Raw genomic sequence first — 16,696 nt, forward strand, 5'->3', positions numbered from 1 at the left:
CGGTAGCCCCCACAAAAGATGGAGAGACCAAGAAAATGCGCATCATCACCACCCTGGTTTTGGATATTCTGTGTTCTAGCTGTTCAGTACAAGAGAGCGAAAAAGCCTATACCGGTGTTTTTAAGATTGACGCTGGTACCGAATATGCGGCGCTTGATGTCCCGTCTACTATTGGTGGTGCGTGTACTGGATGGAATGCGATTGAAATTAGAAAGCCAGGAATGCCTGGGACAGGCATGACCAATGTCGTTTGCTGGAAACGCACGGGGAACATGATTGCTATATCCAGCAGTCTCGGTTCAAGTCAGGCACCTGCACCAGCGAACCTCTGGTCAGACTAGAGCGACCATAGGCTCCACACAAGCTCATTCTGCTGTACGTTAATCAGTCGATTTGTTGACACTCCAAAACCATGCTTAGAACCCTCCATTTTTGGGGCTGCTCATGTTCATAAACTCATCCACAAATCAGTGTGAAGTAAACGTATGGGTTGACCTCTCATTGAGTTGGACTTCCCGTAACCTGCCGCTGGTGGCCGTCGGGTAACGCTGCACAAGAGCCCCACAGAGGGAAATTTCCTTTTCGTTCGTCGAATGACTGCTGGTGTTTTTTTGCATCAAGTCTACGACCGCTATCGAAGACAAACTTGGCCGTCGGGTCATGGTCGTTGGCGGGTGCAGCAATCCTCGAAATCGATGCCATATTGCTGACGGTCAGGCAACTGGGGTGAATGTCGGGTCTGGAGCGAGCATTTCGGGCAGGCCTATGTCAGGAACCGCTGCGTACTTGACTTCTGACAGCACCGCGTAAAAGTCGGGATTGTGTCTCTTTGAGACGGTCGAGCCCGGCGCTCAGGTGATTGCATAAATATCAAGGTTGGCTACCAGTTGTTAGCTGCAAAGGCACGCGGCAGCGGCTGTTTTGACTCCCTCGCCGTTATGAGGAGGCGAGTAGCGCAGGCTTCGGCGGATCAGGGGCGCGCATGTTTGAGCGTAGCGAGTTTGCGCGCACCCCGCTGAAGCCGAGCAACGCAGCGTGCCCGCAGGGCCGACGAATCCGGCTCGCCTTCTCTTTGCTTACTTTCTCTTGGGCGTTGCAAGAGAAAGTAAGTCGCCCGCGGGGGCTCGCACCCGGCGGGCGAGTCATGGTGAATCGGCGGGCGCGGGTGCGGCATGGATGGGGATGCCAAAATCCTGATCAATGGTGACGGCCGGGTAATGAAACCGCACCGGGCCATCCGGCAGTCCGTTGACATACTGGTACACCAGCGGATCGGTACTTTTGCGCGCCTGCTCCACCGTCCCCTGGAACGCCACCTTGCCGCTGTCGAGAATGACTACATGGTCGGCGATCTCAAGGGTGTGCGTCACTTCATGCGAGACAAAAATACTGGTCAGTCCCATGGAATCGTTGAGCTGACGAATCAGGCGCGCGGCGACCAGCAGTGAAATCGGATCGAGACCGGAAAAAGGCTCGTCGTACATCAGAAAATCCGGGTCCAGTGCAATCGCGCGCGCGATGCCGATGCGCTTGGCCATGCCGCCCGACACTTCGCTGGGCATCAGGTCACGCGCGTTGCGCAGGCCCACCGCGTTGAGCTTCATCAGGACGATGTCGCGGATCAGCGATTCGGGCAAATCGGTATGTTCACGCAGCGGGAAGGCCACGTTCTCATACACGCTCATGTCAGCAAACAAGGCGGCGAACTGAAACAATATCCCCATGCGACGCCTGACGGCAAAGAGCTGCTGCTGATCCATCAGGCCAATATCTTGCCCATCAAACAGCATTTGCCCCGACCAGGCGCGGTTCTGGCCGCCCATCAGGCGCAGCGTGGTCGTCTTGCCGCCGCCCATCGGACCGATCAGTGCCGTGACCTTGCCCCGTGGTATGCAAAGGGAAACGTCATGCAGAACGGCGCTCTCCCCGTAGCCAAAGCTCAGGTTACGCAATTCGACAAGTGAGGGGTTAAGGGTAGCTGGCATAAATACTGGAACCGGACAGAGCTGGGCAGCCAAATGATAGGGCATCCGGGACAGGCAGTCGCGCACGTGGCGTGAATACTCCAATCCGTGCCATCGGATGAAACGCTTGATCGACGCGGCAGTGGCTGTCTTGGCTCCCTCGCCGTTATGAGGAGGCGAGTAGCGCAGGCATCGGCGGATCAGGGGCGCGCATGTTTGAGCGTAGCGAGTTTGCGCGCACCCCGCTGAAGCCGAGCAACGCAGCGTGCCCGCAGGGCCGACGAATCCGGCTCGCCTTCTTTTGCTTACTTTTCTTGGCGAAGCAAGAAAAGTGAGTGCGCAGTCGGGCGCATATCCCGACACCAACCCACCCGCTGGGGCGAGACCCGGCCTGCATGCCCTGCCGGGCGCATAACCCGACAAGCTCAGTCCCGGTCTTTCAAGACTTCAACTTATCCCGCCGCCCACTGCCATTGGGCGTCCCGATGGCGCTGACGGCGCCGCTGGAGAGCAGCGCCGCGATGACGGCGTCGCACTTGTTGCTGAGGTGTTCCTCCAGCAGCGTGCGCAAGCGCTTGCCGTTTTTGCTCTCCAGGGCTTCCATCATTTGCTCGTGTTCCTGCATGGCATGATCCCAGCGCGTCTGGCTGACGTTGGCGAAATAGCGTGCCCGGCGCAGACGCAGGTTGAGTTTGTCGTGCGTTGCCGCGAGCACCGGATTGCCGGACAGCAAAAAGAGCTGGGCGTGGATCGCCTGGTTGAGTTCGAAGTAGTGCTCGCGGTCGCCCTTTTTGTGACACAGCCGCATGCGTTCGTGCAGCTCGCGCAGTCTTGCCAGCGCGCCAGCATCGGCGTGCGCGCAGGCCAGTTCACCGGCCAGGCCCTCCAGCACCCGCAGCACCTGAAAGGTCTGCGCCGTATCGGCCAGCGTCATGGGCGTCACCATGGCGCCGCGATTCGGTAGCAGCGCCACCAGACCCTCGCTGGCCAGCGTCTTCAGTGCCTCGCGCAAGGGCGTGCGCGACACCTTCAGCTCTTCGCACAACACTCTTTCGTTCAGCCGCAGGCCCGGCGCCAGCGCTCCGTAAGTGATCTTGTCGCGCAGGATGGCGGCCACTTTGAGGTGCAGGGAAGCCTTGTCCAGGCTTTCTTCCATTCCGGTCGAAATTTGTTTTTGCATACAAACAAGCTTAACATTCATTGCCTTGTTCCAACCGCTTGCGCTGGCAGTAGATCTCGAATACCATGTGTTTTGCATACAAAATCATGGAGCAAGCCAGATGTTGAAGCTCACGCACAAGGCCAGCGGCCGCCACTTCCTGCAGATTCCAGGCCCCACCAACGTCCCCGAGCGTGTGCTCCGGGCGATCGACAACCCAACCATAGACCACCGCGGCCCGGAGTTCCAGGTCATCGGCAAGAAGCTGCTCTCCGACATCCAAAAAATATTCCAGACCGAAGGTCCGGTAGTCATCTACGGCGCCTCGGGCACCGGTGCCTGGGAGGCCGCCCTGGTCAACACCTTGTCGGCCGGCGACAAAATCCTGATGTACGAAACAGGCCACTTTGCGACTCTGTGGAAGAAGATGGCCCAGCGCCTGGGCCTGGACGCTGAATTTATCCCCGGCGACTGGCGCCAAGGGGTTGATGCCGAGCGCATCGCGCAGCGTCTGGCAGAAGACCGGCAGCAGCAGATCAAGGCGGTCTGCGTGGTGCACAACGAGACCTCCACCGGCGTCACCTCGGACATTGCGGCAGTGCGCCGCGCCATCGATGGCACCGGGCATCCGGCCTTGCTGATGGTGGACACCATCTCCTCGCTGGCCTCGATCGATTACCGGCACGGCCAGTGGGGCGTCGACGTCACCGTGGCCGGCTCGCAGAAAGGCTTGATGTTGCCGCCGGGCCTGTCCTTCAATGCCGTCAGCGAGAAAGCGCTGGCCGCGTCCAAAACCTCGGGCCTGCCCAAGTCCTACTGGGCCTGGGCCGACATTCTGGAAGCCAACAAGAACGGCTTCTGGCCTTACACACCGTCCACCAACTTGCTGTACGGTCTGTCCGAAGCCTGCGACATGCTGCTGGAAGAGGGCCTGCCCAATGTTTTTGCCCGCCACACGCGCTTTGCCGAAACGACCCGCTGCGCGGTGCGGGCCTGGGGCCTGGAAGTGTTCTGCGCCAATCCGGCGGCCCTCAGTTCCTCGCTGACTGCGGTGTTGATGCCCGAGGGTCACGATGCCGACAAATTCCGCAGAATCGTGCTCGACAACTTCGACATGTCGCTGGGCGTCGGCCTGGCCAAACTGGCCGGCAAGGTGTTTCGCATCGGCCACCTGGGCGACTTCAATGAATTGACGCTGATGGGCACACTGGCCGGCGTCGAGATGGGTTTGAAACTGGCCGGTGTGCCGCACCAGCCGGGTGGCGTCGCAGCCGCCATGGACTATCTGACTTCAAAACTTCAATGAGGAGAACAGCATGAAATTGCAGCTTGGTAAATTATTCAACACCACTTCCCTGCGTCCGCTGGCCGGCGCACTGCTGGCCTGCGCCCTGGCGGCACCGGCACTGGCCCAGTGGCAGCCGACCAAGACGGTCGAGATCATTGTGCCGGCCGGCGCCGGCGGCGCCGCCGACCAGATGGCGCGCATGATCCAGGGCATCGTCGTCAAGCACCAGTTGATGAAGCAGCCGATCATGGTCATGAACAAGTCGGGCGCCAGCGGTGCCGAGGGCATCATGGACGTGAAAGACGCCAAGGGCGACCCGCACAAGCTGATGACGGCGTTCTCCGCCATCTACACCTTGCCGGTGGCCGTCAACCTGCCGTTCAACTGGCGCGACCTCAATCCCGTGGCCTTGATCGCGCTGGACGAATTTTTGCTCTGGGTGAATAGCGAGACGCCTTACAAGACGCCCAAGGAATACCTCGCCGCCGTCAAGGCCGCCGCGCCCGGAACCTTCAAGATGGGTGGCACCGGCTCGAAGCGCGAGGACCACATCATCAGCGTCATGCTGGACAAGGTGGCGGGCACCAAATTCACCTACATCCCGTACAAGAGCGGCGGCGAGGCGGCGACCCAGCTGGTCGGCAAGCACATCGACTCCAACGTCAACAATCCCAGCGAAAACATTGCCCAGTGGCGCGCCGACCAGGTGCGTGCCCTGTGCGTCTTCTCGGCGCAACGCATGGTCTACAAGGACAAGGTCACCAAAGACCTGTCGTGGGCCGATATTCCGACCTGCAAGGAGTCCGGCGTCGACGTCGAATACCAGATGCTGCGCGGCTTTTTCATCCCGTCCGGCACCAGCAAGGAGCAGGTCGCGTTCTACGTCGACCTGCTGAAGAAGGTGGCGGCCACGCAGGAGTGGAAGGACTACCTGAACAAGCAGGCGCTCAAGGATGTGTTCCTGACCGGGCCCGAGTTCGTCAAGTTCCTGGAGAAGGACGAGGCCTTCCACAACAAGCTGATGAAGGAAGCCGGCTTCGCCCACAAATAGGCGCGCAGCGGTGCCATCAGCGAGGTGACAGATGGAACAAAAGCAGCCAAATCCGCAGCCCACTGGCTGGTCTTTCAGCGCTGTCGATGCGATCGCGGCGGTCGTCATCTTTGCCGTCGGCGTGGTGATGATGGTCGACAACTACAAGATCGGCGCCGGCTGGGCCAGTGACGGCCCCGAGTCGGGTTATTTCCCGTTTCGCATCGGCGCCATTCTTTGTTTTGCCAGCTTGGTGGTGGCGCTCCGGTCGCTGCTGGGCAAGCAGCGCAAGTTGGAGATTTTTGTCTCCCGGGAACGCTTCAAGCCGGTGTTGCTGGTGTTGCTGCCGACCGCCGTCTATGTGCTGGCGATCCAGTTTCTGGGCATCTATGTCGCCTCCACGCTGTTCATCGCGGCCTTCATGCGGGTGATGGACAAAAGCAGTTGGTTGAAGACCTTGCTGGTCAGTCTGGGCGTCAGTGTGCTGCTGTTCTGGATGTTCGAAATACAGTTCAAGGTGCCGCTGCCGAAAGGCCCTCTTGAAGCCTGGTTCGGCTACTGAAACCCGCTACCGGAGTACTCCTCAGTGAACGAACTTGACGCACTCTTCCAGGGCTTCGCGCTGGCGCTGAGCTGGTACAACATCGGCATGATGGCGATCGGCATCGTGCTGGGTGTCGTGATCGGCGTGCTGCCCGGCCTGGGCGGCCCCAACGGCGTCGCCATCCTGCTGCCGCTGACCTTCACCATGGCGCCCACCTCGGCCATCATCATGCTGTCGTGCATCTACTGGGGCTCCCTGTTCGCCGGCGCCATCACCTCGGTGCTGTTCAATATCCCGGGCGAGACGCACTCGGTGGCCACCACCTTCGACGGCTATCCGCTGGCCCAGCAAGGGCGCGCCGGTGAGGCGCTCACCGCATCCTTCACCGGCTCCTTCTTCGGCGCGCTGGTGGCGGTGCTGTTGATCACTTTCCTGGCGCCGCTGGTGGCCAAGTTCGCCCTGAAGTTCGGTCCGCCCGAATTCTTCGCCGTCTATCTGCTGACCTTCTGCAGCTTTGTCGGGACTGGCAAAGATCCTTTCAAGACCATCATTTCGATGATGCTGGGCTTTGGCCTGGCGGCGGTGGGCATGGACACCGTCAGCGGCGAGTTGCGCATGACTTTCGGCTGGTCGGAACTGCTGCGCGGCATCGATTTCCTGATTGTGGTGATCGGTCTGTTCGGCATCGGTGAAATCCTGATCAGCATGGAGGAGGGCCTGGCCTTCGAGGGCAAGAGCGCCAAGATCAACATGAAAGTGGTGCTGGAAACCTGGAAGCAACTGCCCAAGTACTGGCTCACCTTGATCCGCAGCGCGGCCATCGGCTGCTGGATGGGCATCACGCCCGGCGGCGCCACTGCCGCCTCGTTCATGGGCTATGGCATCGCCAAGCGGTTTTCGAAAAATGGCGACAAGTTCGGCACCGGCCAGTTGGAAGGCGTGATCGCCCCCGAGACCGCCGCCCATGCCTCCGGCACCGCCGCCTTGCTGCCGATGCTGGCGCTGGGCATTCCGGGCTCCGCCACTGCGGCCGTGTTGTTGGGTGGGTTGATGGTGTGGGGCTTGCAGCCGGGGCCGCTGCTGTTCGTCGAGCAAAAAGACTTTGTCTGGGGTCTGATCGCCAGCATGTACCTGTCCAATATCGCCGGCCTGATCATTGTCCTGAGCACGGTGCCCCTGTTCGCCGCGATCCTGCGCATTCCGTTTGCCATCATTGCGCCGGTCATCATTGTGGTCTGTGCCATCGGTGCTTATTCGGTGCACAGCGCCATGCTGGACATCTGGTTCATGCTGTTGTTCGGCATCGTGGGTTACGTCTTGAAGAAGCTGGACTATCCGCTGGCGCCGCTGGTGCTGTCGCTGGTGCTGGGCGACCGCGCCGAAGCGGCGTTTCGCCAGACCATGATGGGCTCCAAAGGCGGCCTGGGCGTGTTCTGGTCCAACTCGCTGGTCGGCAGCATCACCACCCTGGCACTGCTCATGCTGTTCTGGCCGATGCTGGCATTTGCCTGGACCAAATTGCGTCAAATGCTGCGTGCCGGCCCCGGCACCGCGGCCTAGCTACGGGAGAACCAACATGAGCGAAACGCACCCAACTCTGCGACTGGTCAGCAAGCGTTGCCTGACCCTGGAACTGGTCAAGGCGATGGCCCTTGCGGCCGAAGCCGAAGCCTTGCACAACCACTGGAAAGTGAGCATCGCCATCGTCGATGACGGGGCCAACCTGCTTTACCTGGAACGGCTCGATGGAGCGCAAATCGCCAGCGCCGAGGTGGCGCTGGGCAAGGCCCGCACCGCGATGCGCTACAAGCGTCCCAGCAAGGCACTGGAAGAGGCGGTCAACGGCGGTCGAACATCCTTGGTGGCGGTCGCCGGGATCACGCCATTGCAAGGCGCGGTGCCGATTTTTTACGACGGCGAGATCATCGGTGCCATCGGTGTCTCGGGTGTGCTGCCGACGCAGGACGAGCAGATCGCGCTGGCCGGCGCCAACCAGCTGGCGCAACTGCTGGGCCGATAAGCGGCGGCCCGTTTCAATCCTGGGTGGCGCGGCGCTGTACGCAGGCGATGTAGGCAGCGCCATCGGGCGGTCGCCCGGCGCGCTGGCTCTCCCACAGCATCTGGCCCAGGCATTCCATCGCCTCGTGGTGCGCCAGGTGCAGGGAATCGCGGCGGTGCGTCAACAACTCCACCGCCTGACGGATGCCGCGCGGCTGGTCGATGCTGCACTGCTCGCTGATCGACAAGTGCATGGACAGGTGCAGGAACGGGTTGCTCTTGCCGTCCTCGGCCTGCTGCATGGCGGCCAGGGCCAGATCGACGTCCGCCAGAGCCGCGTGGTACTCGGGATGCTCGTCTATCCACAGACTGGCGATGGTCTCCAGGGCTTCCAGGGCTTGTCCGGAGCGGGTCTTGGCATAAACAGCGCAGAAATAGCGCCTGACGTCGGCTTGCGAGGGAGAAAACATAAGTCTATTGTCGCTGGCTGTCGCGCACGCTGCAGCCGGCAAGCCTTTGTTGCAGCGAAAATGCAATCTTTTCCTCGGGACCACTGCCATGAACCAAGCCTTCATCTGCGACGCCATCCGCACCCCCTTCGGCCGCTACGGCGGCGCCCTCTCCAGCGTGCGCACCGACGACCTGGCGGCGCTCCCGATCAAGGCCTTGATGGCACGCAACCCCGGTGTTGACTGGCAGGCCGTCAGCGATGTGATCTTTGGTTGCGCCAATCAGGCCGGCGAAGACAACCGCAACGTCGCCCACATGGCGTCCCTGTTGGCCGGGCTGCCGCAGGAAGTGCCCGGTGCCACTATGAACCGCTTGTGCGGCTCGGGGCTGGACGCCCTGGGCACGGCGGCACGCGCCATCAAGTGCGGCGAAGCGACGCTGATGATTGCCGGTGGCGTCGAGAGCATGAGCCGCGCGCCTTTCGTCATGCCCAAGATGGAGACTGCTTTCGGCCGCAGCAATGCGGTCTACGACACCACCATAGGCTGGCGCTTCATCAACAAGCTGATGAAAGAAAAATACGGCGTCGACAGCATGCCCGAGACCGCCGAGAACGTCGCCACCGAGTACAAAATAGAGCGTGCGGCGCAGGACCAGATGGCGCTGGCCAGTCAGACGAAAGCGGTGGCGGCGCAACGAGCCGGTCACCTGGCGCGCGAGATCACGCCGGTCAGCATTGCCCAGAAGAAAGGCGACGCCATCGTCGTCGACAAAGACGAACACCCGCGCGCCACCAGCCTGGAGGCGCTGGCCAAACTCAAACCGATTGTGCGCCCCGACGGCACGGTTACCGCCGGCAATGCCAGCGGCGTCAACGACGGCGCCTGCGCCTTGCTGCTGGCCGACGAGAAAACCGCCGCCCGGAACGGCTTGACACCCAGAGCGCGCGTGGTGGGCATGGCCACTGCCGGTGTGGCGCCGCGCATCATGGGCATGGGACCGGCGCCGGCTACCCTGAAGGTGCTGGCGCTGACCGGTCTGAAGATAGAACAGATGGACGTGATCGAACTCAACGAAGCCTTTGCCGCGCAAGGCCTGGCGGTGCTGCGAACCTTGGGCCTGAGAGACGACGACGCGCGCGTCAATCGCTGGGGCGGCGCCATTGCGCTAGGCCATCCGCTAGGCGCCTCCGGTGCGCGGCTGGCCACCACCGCCGTCAACCAGTTGCAACAGAGCGGCGGCCGCTACGCCTTGTGCACCATGTGCATAGGCGTCGGGCAGGGCATTGCCGTCATTCTGGAACGGGTCTGATGGCCGGATGACTGTTCCCGTCATCACCGATCCCGGGTTTTACGCCATCGCTGTTCCGGCGGTGCTGCTGCTGGGGGTCAGCAAAAGCGGCTTCGGTGCCGGCTTCGGCTCGCTGGCGGTGCCCCTGATGGCGCTGGTCGTGACGGTGCCGCAGGCGGCCGCTATCCTGATGCCCTTGCTGCTGCTGATGGACATCCTGGGCATGGCCGCGTTTCGCAAGGATTTCGACATCCCCTTGCTGAAGTTCCTGATTCCCTGCGGCCTGGTCGGCACCGTCATCGGGGCGCTGCTGTTCAAGCTGCTCAATGCCAGCACGGTGGCCGGTATCGTGGGCGCCTTCACGCTGGCGTTTCTGGCCCAGCGGCTGTTGTTCCCGCCGAAAGCGGACAGTGCGGCGCCGCCCAAATGGCTGGGCGCCATTCTCACCGCTACGGCCGGCTTTACCAGTTTCATTGCCCACGCCGGCGGCCCGCCAATCAGTGCCTACGTGATTCCGATGCGCCTGTCGCCGGTCAAGTTCACCGCCACCATGGCCTTCTTTTTCTTCGTCATCAACCTGTCCAAATGGATTCCCTACGCCTGGCTGGGCCTGCTGGACCTGCGCAATCTGATGACCTCGCTGCTGCTGTTGCCCATCGCACCGATAGGCGTCTGGTTGGGCGTCTGGCTGGCGCGGCGCATCAACCAGGTGCTGTTTTACCGCCTGGTGTACCTGGGCATGTTCCTCACCGGCGTCAAGCTGGTGTGGGATGCGTTGCGCTGACTGCGCTTCTCAGCGGTCCCAGCCCTGCGGCCGTTGCCGCTGCGCGCGTTCCTGCGCCATCTGCTCTTCGAGCTGCTGGCGCCCCTGCTTGACCACGGCAATCAGCTTGGCCCGGTCCTGGTGGTGCGGGTACATTTTTTCGAACAATTCCAAGTTGTGCTGGCGAAAGCGCATGGCGGTCTGGCGCGCTTCATGGGCGCCGTGGCCCAGCAGTTCCAGCACGCTGCGGGCACTGCGCAGGCTGGAGTCGAACATCTCGCGCTCCACCTGCATCACGCCGCGGTCGCGCAACTGGTTCCAGTGGGTCACATCACGCGCCCGCGCCACGATCTGCAGAGCGGGAAAGTGTTGATGCGCCAGGTCCACGATTTTCAGCGACTGCTCCACATCGTCCACCGCCACCACCAAAACCCTGGCGCTGGCGGCGCCCGCCGTGCGCAGCAAGTCGAGTCGTGACGCATCACCATAAAAGACGCGGTAACCAAAGCGGCGCGCCGCCTCTATCATCTCGGCGTCGTGGTCCAGCACGGTGCAGGGGATGCCCTGGGCCAGCATCAGGCGCGCAATGATCTGCCCGTAGCGACCGAAGCCGGCAATCACGATGGGCGCCTCTTGCGGCTCCGATATTTCTTCTAACCGGACCTTGCCCCGCCTGGCCCAGCGCGGCAACAGCAGTTTGTCGATTGCCACCAGCAGCAGCGGGCTGAGCAGCATCGACACGGCGACCGCGCCGATCAGCAGCGAGGCGGTGGGCGCCGGCAACACATGGCCAACGGCGGCGGACTGAAACACGACAAAGGCGAATTCACCGCCTTGCGCCAGCAGCAGGGTGAAAACGGGCCGTTCCTGAAACGGCAACTTCATCAGCCGCGCCAGCGCATAAATCAGCAGCCCTTTGACAGTCAAGAACCCCAGCACGATGAGCGCCATCAGCCCGGGCGATTGGCGCAGTACGGCAAAGTCGATGCTCATGCCGACGGCGATGAAGAACAGGCCCAGCAGCAAACCCTTGAACGGTTCGATATCGGTTTCCAGCTCGCGCCGGTACTCGCTCTCCGCCAACAGCACGCCGGCCAGAAAAGCGCCCAGCGCCATCGACAGCCCGACGCCTTGCATCAGCGCGGCGATGCCCACCACCAGCAGCAGCGCGCTAGCGGTAAAGATCTCGGGCGTGTTGGAACGGGCGATCCAGCGAAACAGCGGTCGCATCAACAGTCTGCCGCCCAGGATGATGGCGGCGACGACAGCGACTATTTTCAGGGCCTCCAAGGCATGGTTGGCGGCGGGCTGGACCTCGTTCTGTGCCGAAACCAGGCCCAGCAGCGGCAGCAAGGCCAGGATCGGAATGGCCGCCACATCCTGAAACAGCAGAATTGAAAATGCGGCCTGCCCGCTGCCGGTGGGCAGCAGGTTGCGCTCCCTCATGGCCTGTAACGCAATGGCGGTACTGGAGAGCGCCAACCCCAGGCCGGCCACCAGGGCGATGCGCCAACCGATCCCGAAGCCGATGGCGACGCCGGTCAGCAGCAGGGCACAACCCAACACCTGCGCCGTGCCCCAACCAAAGATCGGGCGGCGCAGGCTCCACAGGCGTCTGGGTTCGAGTTCCAGCCCGACCAGAAACAGCATCAACACGACGCCAAATTCGGCGAAGTGCAGGATGTCTTCCACATTGGTCACCAGGCCCAGCCCCCAGGGTCCGATGGCCATGCCGGCGGCCAGATATCCGATGATGGAGCCCAGGCCCAGGGCTTTGCTCAAGGGCACGGCAATGACCGCCGCGCTCAGGTAGATGAAGCTGTTGATCAGCCAGGCGGGTGCATGTTCCATGGCTATCGTGTCTCCGGGCCGAACATTTCGTGTGTTGTGTTACCCACTGCGGTGGCCCAACTTTGCTGCGCGTGGCCCGGCGCGCCGGCGTGCAAGTCGTCCGGCCGATCGGCAGCGGGTACCTGGCAGTCCGGGCACTTGTCCAGTTCGTCAAGCTCGCTCCAAAGTGGGTAGCTTTGCAGGCGTTGCCTGAAAGTCTCTGCGTGCTGCCCGATTTCCTGCTCCGATACGCTGTTGGCGCCGTGCAGCAGCATGGGCGGTAAAAAGCGCATCCCGCACAGCGCCGCGGTCTGCTCGTAAGGCGGCAAAAAGGCGTCAAAAAAGTAGCGGTTGTAGCCTTGCGGGTGGTAGGAGTCTTCCGCGCCACCGGTGCTGGCCACCAGCCACAGGTCCTTGCCGCGCAAGGCCTGGCCGCCGGCTCCGTAAGCCCAGCCGTAGCTGAGCACATCGTCGAGCCAGAGTTTTTGCAGGGCCGGCATCGAATACCAGTGAATCGGGTGCAGCAGAACGATCAATTGCGCGGCGGCCAGCCGGGCCTGCTCGGCGGCGACGTCAATGCAGTAGTCCGGGTAGCGGGAGTACAAGTCGTTGATGTCGACGCCGTCCACTGTGCGCGTACTCGCCAGCAGGCGCCGGTTGACGCGCGAGTCGCGCCAGTTGGGGTGGGCGGCGATGAGGTAGATGGGCTGGCCGGAGGGCCGCTCTGGTGTTGTCAGGTTTGTTGGGTCCATACCGCTAACATAGCGCAAAGTTCAATTCCCAGGAGTCAGCCATGCCAGTGGTCGTTGTTGCCAATCCAAAAGGCGGTGTCGGCAAGTCCACCTTGTCGACCAATATCGCCGGTTATTTCGCGGCGCAAGGGCATGCCGTGATGCTGGGCGATGCCGATCGCCAGCAGTCCTCCCGCCTGTGGCTGGGGCTGCGCCCACCCGCCGCGCGGCCGATTGCCACCTGGGACGTGAATGCCGACATGATTGCCAAGGCCCCCAAGGGCACCACCCATGTGGTGCTGGACACGCCGGCCGGTCTGCACGGCTGGCGCTTCAATGACGTGATGAAGATGGCGCACAAGGTGATCGTGCCGCTGCAGCCCAGCGTGTTCGACATCTTTGCGACCAAGGCCTTTCTGGATCAATTGATGAAGAACAAGCACTACGACAAGCTGCAGATCGGCGTCGTCGGCATGCGGGTCGATGCGCGCACCATCGCCGCCGACAAGCTGCATGAATTTGTGGCGACCCTGGGCTTGCCGGTGCTGGGCTATCTGCGCGACACGCAAAACTACATTCATCTGGCGGCGCGCGGCCTGACGCTGTTCGACGTGACGCCCGGCCGGGTCGAAAAAGACCTGGCACAGTGGCAGTCTATCTGCGACTGGCTGGATGCCTGACGAGTGCAAGTCAGGGCCAGCCGGTCTTGTCGCTTACCTGACAAGCGACGCCAGCGCCTCTGGCTACAGTAGCGGCATGAAAACATTTCAAACCCTCTCCGAGCTGTCGAGTCTGGTTGGCCAGGAAATCACGGTCAGCGACTGGATCAGCATTACGCAAGAACAGGTCAACCTGTTTGCGCAAGCCACCGGCGACCACCAGTGGATTCATGTCGATGTCGAGAAAGCCAAGACCGGGCCGTTTGGCGGCCCGATCGCCCACGGCTACCTGACGCTGTCGCTGTTGCCGCAGTTTTTTCAGTCTTCCATCAAAGTGGTGGAGACCCGCATGGGCGTCAATTACGGGCTGAACAAGGTGCGCTTCATGGCGCCGGTGCCGGTCGGCAGCCGTTTGCGGGCGCGCATGAAACTGCTCAAGAGCGATGCGATCGACCAGGGCGGCTTCCAATTGACCTGGGAAGTTGCGATCGAGCGCGAAGGCGTGTCCAAACCGGCCTGTGTCGCCGAGTCGATAGCGCGCTACTACCCCTGAACCGCGGCCGCAAGGCCGCGCGCAGCACCTACTGAGTTGGTGTTGAGTCTTTGAAATCGCCCCCGGCGTCCGCCCCGTCCCCGCCTTGCGTTGCTGCCCGATCCGATTTGGCAGGCCATTGGGACAGCGGTGCCGACTGCCGTTTCAGACATTGCCGACATTCAGATTTCCAGAGAGGAGACGCTCAATGTTGGAGTTGAGCCGCGAGCGCCATGCCGGTGCGAGTCGGCTCGAGCGAAGGGCTAGGCGTCACTCGCGCGGGGGAACAGTTGGTTGATGATTTCTGAGCACACCAGCAATGCCGTCCCGCCTTCCATGTGCAGTGTGCTGCTGCCGTGCGCGAGCGAGTTGCGTAGCGTTCGCATGGCGTCGGCGACGTCGCGCACGTAGTCGCGTACATCGGGGATCTCCGGCGGGGCGCGCATCTCGGGCGGGTATAGAACCCGCTCCGGATTCCGGCCGTATGTGAAGCCCTCGGCGCGTAGTAGCCCTTCGCGAACGGCTCTATCGAGTAGATCCTTGAAGTTGGCCCTCGGTTGGTCGGGGAAACGGGCACGAAGGGCGAACTCGACCGAGATGTACCCGTGCAGTTCTGCAACAACATTGAACGGATAGCAGAACCAGGAGTAAGCGAGAAGGTTTTGCGCCGTGGCGAAGTGTGAGCGAATGGTCACAGGAACACCATCGTGCAAAGCGACGTGTGCGGCGCGGTTGTATATGTCGCTCAACTCCAGCGGCCGTTGGTTGCCAGTGGACTGGTCAAACATCACAAACAGGCGCTGTCGTTCATCTGGCTCGACGATCTCGGTGATGGCCTTCAGCTCTTCCATGTGATGGCAGACGTGGTTGGTTTGTGACGCCTAATGTAATGTCCAGAGCAAAACCTGCTCGTGATACTGGGCGCTGCTCGATAAACTGGACATTGAATCCTCCTGAAGATGGCTTGCAGCCTTTGTTTCAGCGATTCTCTTGGGATTCTGTACAGGTATAGAAATCCCGACAAACCCCGCAGATCGTTTCGGTTCATTCTACGTTTCAATCAAGCCGGACTGAAGCAATTGGGAGCTCGTCTCGAATGACTGCAACGCTGCAGACCTGTCGTTCACGTATCAAAATTGCCAGGTCGACCGAGGTTGCCGCCAGCGGAGGTTGGGGGTATGGGTCGGCGCCGATTTATCTTTGGCACCTGCGCAGCCCCTGGGGGCTACGCAGCACACGAATTGGCAAGCGTGGGGGCGCTATCTATTTGAAATCGTTTTGCCGCCAGGCTTCGAACACGGTGACGGCCACGGCGTTCGACAGATTGAGGCTGCGCTGACCGGCCACCATGGGCAGTTTCAGGCATTGTGCCTGCGCAAACGATTGCCGCACCGTCTCGCTCAGGCCGCGCGTTTCAGCGCCAAACACCAGCCAGTCGCCGGGCGCAAACTGGACCTCGTGCACGATGCGGCTGGCGCGGGTGGTGAGGGCAAACATGCGCTCGGGGCGCGGTTGTTCCGTCGCCAGAAAGGCCGGCCAACCGGCATGGCGTTTGACTTGCGCGTACTCGTGGTAGTCCAGGCCGGCGCGGCGCATGTGCTTGTCGTCCATCGAAAACCCCAGCGGCTCAATCAGGTGCAAGGTGCAGCCGGTGTTGGCCGCCAGCCGGATGATGTTGCCGGTGTTGGGCGGGATTTCGGGTTCGACCAGAACGATATGAAACATGGGGCAATTATTCCGTACGAGCAATCACGAGGCCCGTGATGTGGGCCGCACCGGCGGCGCGCAGCACCCTGGCGGCGGCAAAGAGCGAAGCGCCGCTGGTCATGACATCGTCCACCAGCACCAGCCGTGCGCCCCTGATCTGGCGCGCCAACAGGGGATCGACCGCGAACGCGTCGTGCAGGCCGCTCAGCCGCTCGGAGCGGGGCAGCGAAACCTGGGGCGCCGTGTCCTTGATGCGCAGCAGCAGGTGCGGGTCGGTTTTCTCGGGCGCCAACTGCCGCGCCAGCAGCAAGGCCTGGTTGAAGCCACGCCAGCGCAGGCGCGCGCTCGACAGCGGCATCGGCAGCACCTTGTCGGCAGCCTCCAGCGCCGGCTCGACCCAGGGCGCGCTGCGCAGCAGCAGGGCGAAGGCGCCGGCGCGCCCGGGATGCTGGTGGAATTTGAAGCCCGCAATCAGGTCCGACCAGGGGTAGGCATACGACACCGCTGTCAGGCAGCGGTCCAGCGGCGGCGGATTCCTGATGCACTGGCCGCACTGCGCTACACCCGGCGGCACTGCCAGCGCGCAGCTTCGACAGCGGTCCTGCGGCTGTGCGAAGCGGTTGACGCAGGCCTCGCAAACGCCTTGGCCCGGCCAGGCATGGCAGACCATGCACTGGCTTGGCAAGGCCTCCAGCAGCCCCCTGATCCATCCGGTAAACATGGAGTCAATATACTCTGGCGACTTCACCTC

The 16,696-nt window shown here is 62.2% G+C and carries 18 protein-coding genes; 10 read left to right on the forward strand and 8 right to left on the reverse strand.

Translation table 11 applies throughout. From position 1 onward, the window contains the following. Window positions 1–35 precede the first annotated feature (35 nt). Window positions 36–341 carry a hypothetical protein gene (locus tag PHS32_RS08755; protein ID WP_301078543.1) on the forward strand — a complete coding sequence of 102 codons (306 nt, stop codon included), beginning with the start codon at window positions 36–38 and terminating at the stop codon, window positions 339–341. 801 nt (window positions 342–1,142) lie between these two features. Here the strand turns inward: PHS32_RS08755 and PHS32_RS08760 are convergent. Both PHS32_RS08760 and PHS32_RS08765 read right to left on the reverse strand, forming a co-directional pair. Then, window positions 1,143–1,985, reverse strand: a complete 843-nt coding sequence (locus PHS32_RS08760) for an ABC transporter ATP-binding protein (protein ID WP_301078589.1) — start codon at window positions 1,983–1,985, stop codon at window positions 1,143–1,145. A gap of 418 nt (window positions 1,986–2,403) precedes the next feature. Beyond that, the gene (locus PHS32_RS08765) at window positions 2,404–3,144 is read right to left on the reverse strand and encodes a GntR family transcriptional regulator (RefSeq protein ID WP_301078544.1); all 741 of its coding nucleotides are present in this window, start codon (window positions 3,142–3,144) and stop codon (window positions 2,404–2,406) included. Between the two features lie 100 nt (window positions 3,145–3,244). On the opposite strand from PHS32_RS08765, the gene PHS32_RS08770 reads away from it, so the two are divergent. From PHS32_RS08770 to PHS32_RS08790, 5 genes are read left to right on the forward strand one after another with little or no spacing between them, the layout of a single operon-like run. Continuing rightward, window positions 3,245–4,429, forward strand: coding sequence for an aminotransferase class V-fold PLP-dependent enzyme (locus tag PHS32_RS08770; RefSeq protein ID WP_301078545.1), 1,185 nt, complete (start codon window positions 3,245–3,247; stop codon window positions 4,427–4,429). A 10-nt stretch (window positions 4,430–4,439) separates the two neighbouring features. Then, window positions 4,440–5,462 carry a tripartite tricarboxylate transporter substrate binding protein gene (locus PHS32_RS08775; RefSeq protein WP_301078546.1) on the forward strand — a complete coding sequence of 341 codons (1,023 nt, stop codon included), beginning with the start codon at window positions 4,440–4,442 and terminating at the stop codon, window positions 5,460–5,462. A 31-nt stretch (window positions 5,463–5,493) separates the two neighbouring features. Continuing rightward, window positions 5,494–6,003, forward strand: a complete 510-nt coding sequence (locus PHS32_RS08780) for a tripartite tricarboxylate transporter TctB family protein (RefSeq protein WP_301078547.1) — start codon at window positions 5,494–5,496, stop codon at window positions 6,001–6,003. A gap of 24 nt (window positions 6,004–6,027) precedes the next feature. Next, window positions 6,028–7,545 (forward strand): tripartite tricarboxylate transporter permease, encoded by a 1,518-nt coding sequence (locus PHS32_RS08785; RefSeq protein ID WP_301078548.1) that lies wholly within the window; start codon window positions 6,028–6,030, stop codon window positions 7,543–7,545. 16 nt (window positions 7,546–7,561) lie between these two features. Beyond that, the gene (locus PHS32_RS08790) at window positions 7,562–8,005 is read left to right on the forward strand and encodes a heme-binding protein (protein ID WP_301078549.1); all 444 of its coding nucleotides are present in this window, start codon (window positions 7,562–7,564) and stop codon (window positions 8,003–8,005) included. 13 nt (window positions 8,006–8,018) lie between these two features. Here the strand turns inward: PHS32_RS08790 and PHS32_RS08795 are convergent, their stop codons facing one another. Further along, on the reverse strand, window positions 8,019–8,453 hold the full coding sequence (locus tag PHS32_RS08795) for a DUF1841 family protein (RefSeq protein ID WP_301078550.1): 435 nt from the start codon (window positions 8,451–8,453) through the stop codon (window positions 8,019–8,021). Between the two features lie 88 nt (window positions 8,454–8,541). Between PHS32_RS08795 and pcaF the strand changes: the two genes are divergently transcribed. Both pcaF and PHS32_RS08805 read left to right on the forward strand, forming a co-directional pair. Beyond that, window positions 8,542–9,744 (forward strand): 3-oxoadipyl-CoA thiolase, encoded by a 1,203-nt coding sequence (gene pcaF, locus PHS32_RS08800; protein ID WP_301078551.1) that lies wholly within the window; start codon window positions 8,542–8,544, stop codon window positions 9,742–9,744. A 7-nt stretch (window positions 9,745–9,751) separates the two neighbouring features. Next, window positions 9,752–10,507 (forward strand): sulfite exporter TauE/SafE family protein, encoded by a 756-nt coding sequence (locus PHS32_RS08805; protein ID WP_301078552.1) that lies wholly within the window; start codon window positions 9,752–9,754, stop codon window positions 10,505–10,507. Between the two features lie 9 nt (window positions 10,508–10,516). Here PHS32_RS08805 and kefC read toward each other — a convergent pair whose 3' ends face one another. Both kefC and PHS32_RS08815 read right to left on the reverse strand, forming a co-directional pair. Further along, complete coding sequence (gene kefC / locus PHS32_RS08810; RefSeq protein ID WP_301078553.1) at window positions 10,517–12,337, reverse strand: glutathione-regulated potassium-efflux system protein KefC; 1,821 nt, start codon at window positions 12,335–12,337, stop codon at window positions 10,517–10,519. Between the two features lie 2 nt (window positions 12,338–12,339). Next, window positions 12,340–13,068 (reverse strand): NAD(P)H-dependent oxidoreductase, encoded by a 729-nt coding sequence (locus tag PHS32_RS08815; RefSeq protein WP_301078554.1) that lies wholly within the window; start codon window positions 13,066–13,068, stop codon window positions 12,340–12,342. Window positions 13,069–13,109: 41 nt separating this feature from the next. On the opposite strand from PHS32_RS08815, the gene PHS32_RS08820 reads away from it, so the two are divergent. Further along, window positions 13,110–13,727 (forward strand): ParA family protein, encoded by a 618-nt coding sequence (locus tag PHS32_RS08820; RefSeq protein WP_301078555.1) that lies wholly within the window; start codon window positions 13,110–13,112, stop codon window positions 13,725–13,727. Between the two features lie 76 nt (window positions 13,728–13,803). Then, the gene (locus tag PHS32_RS08825; protein WP_301078556.1) at window positions 13,804–14,259 is read left to right on the forward strand and encodes a MaoC family dehydratase; all 456 of its coding nucleotides are present in this window, start codon (window positions 13,804–13,806) and stop codon (window positions 14,257–14,259) included. 242 nt (window positions 14,260–14,501) lie between these two features. Here the strand turns inward: PHS32_RS08825 and PHS32_RS08830 are convergent, their stop codons facing one another. From PHS32_RS08830 to PHS32_RS08840, 3 genes are all read right to left on the reverse strand, one after another. Further along, a complete protein-coding gene (locus tag PHS32_RS08830) occupies window positions 14,502–15,089 on the reverse strand; it encodes a hypothetical protein (protein ID WP_301078557.1) in 588 nt (195 codons plus the stop codon). 412 nt (window positions 15,090–15,501) lie between these two features. After that, on the reverse strand, window positions 15,502–15,963 hold the full coding sequence (trmL, locus tag PHS32_RS08835; protein ID WP_301078558.1) for a tRNA (uridine(34)/cytosine(34)/5-carboxymethylaminomethyluridine(34)-2'-O)-methyltransferase TrmL: 462 nt from the start codon (window positions 15,961–15,963) through the stop codon (window positions 15,502–15,504). 7 nt (window positions 15,964–15,970) lie between these two features. Then, window positions 15,971–16,666, reverse strand: coding sequence for a ComF family protein (locus PHS32_RS08840; RefSeq protein ID WP_301078559.1), 696 nt, complete (start codon window positions 16,664–16,666; stop codon window positions 15,971–15,973). Between the last annotated feature and the right edge of the window lie 30 nt (window positions 16,667–16,696).

Origin of the sequence: Rhodoferax sp. (assembly GCF_028714215.1) — a bacterium.
Taxonomy (GTDB): domain Bacteria; phylum Pseudomonadota; class Gammaproteobacteria; order Burkholderiales; family Burkholderiaceae_C; genus Rhodoferax.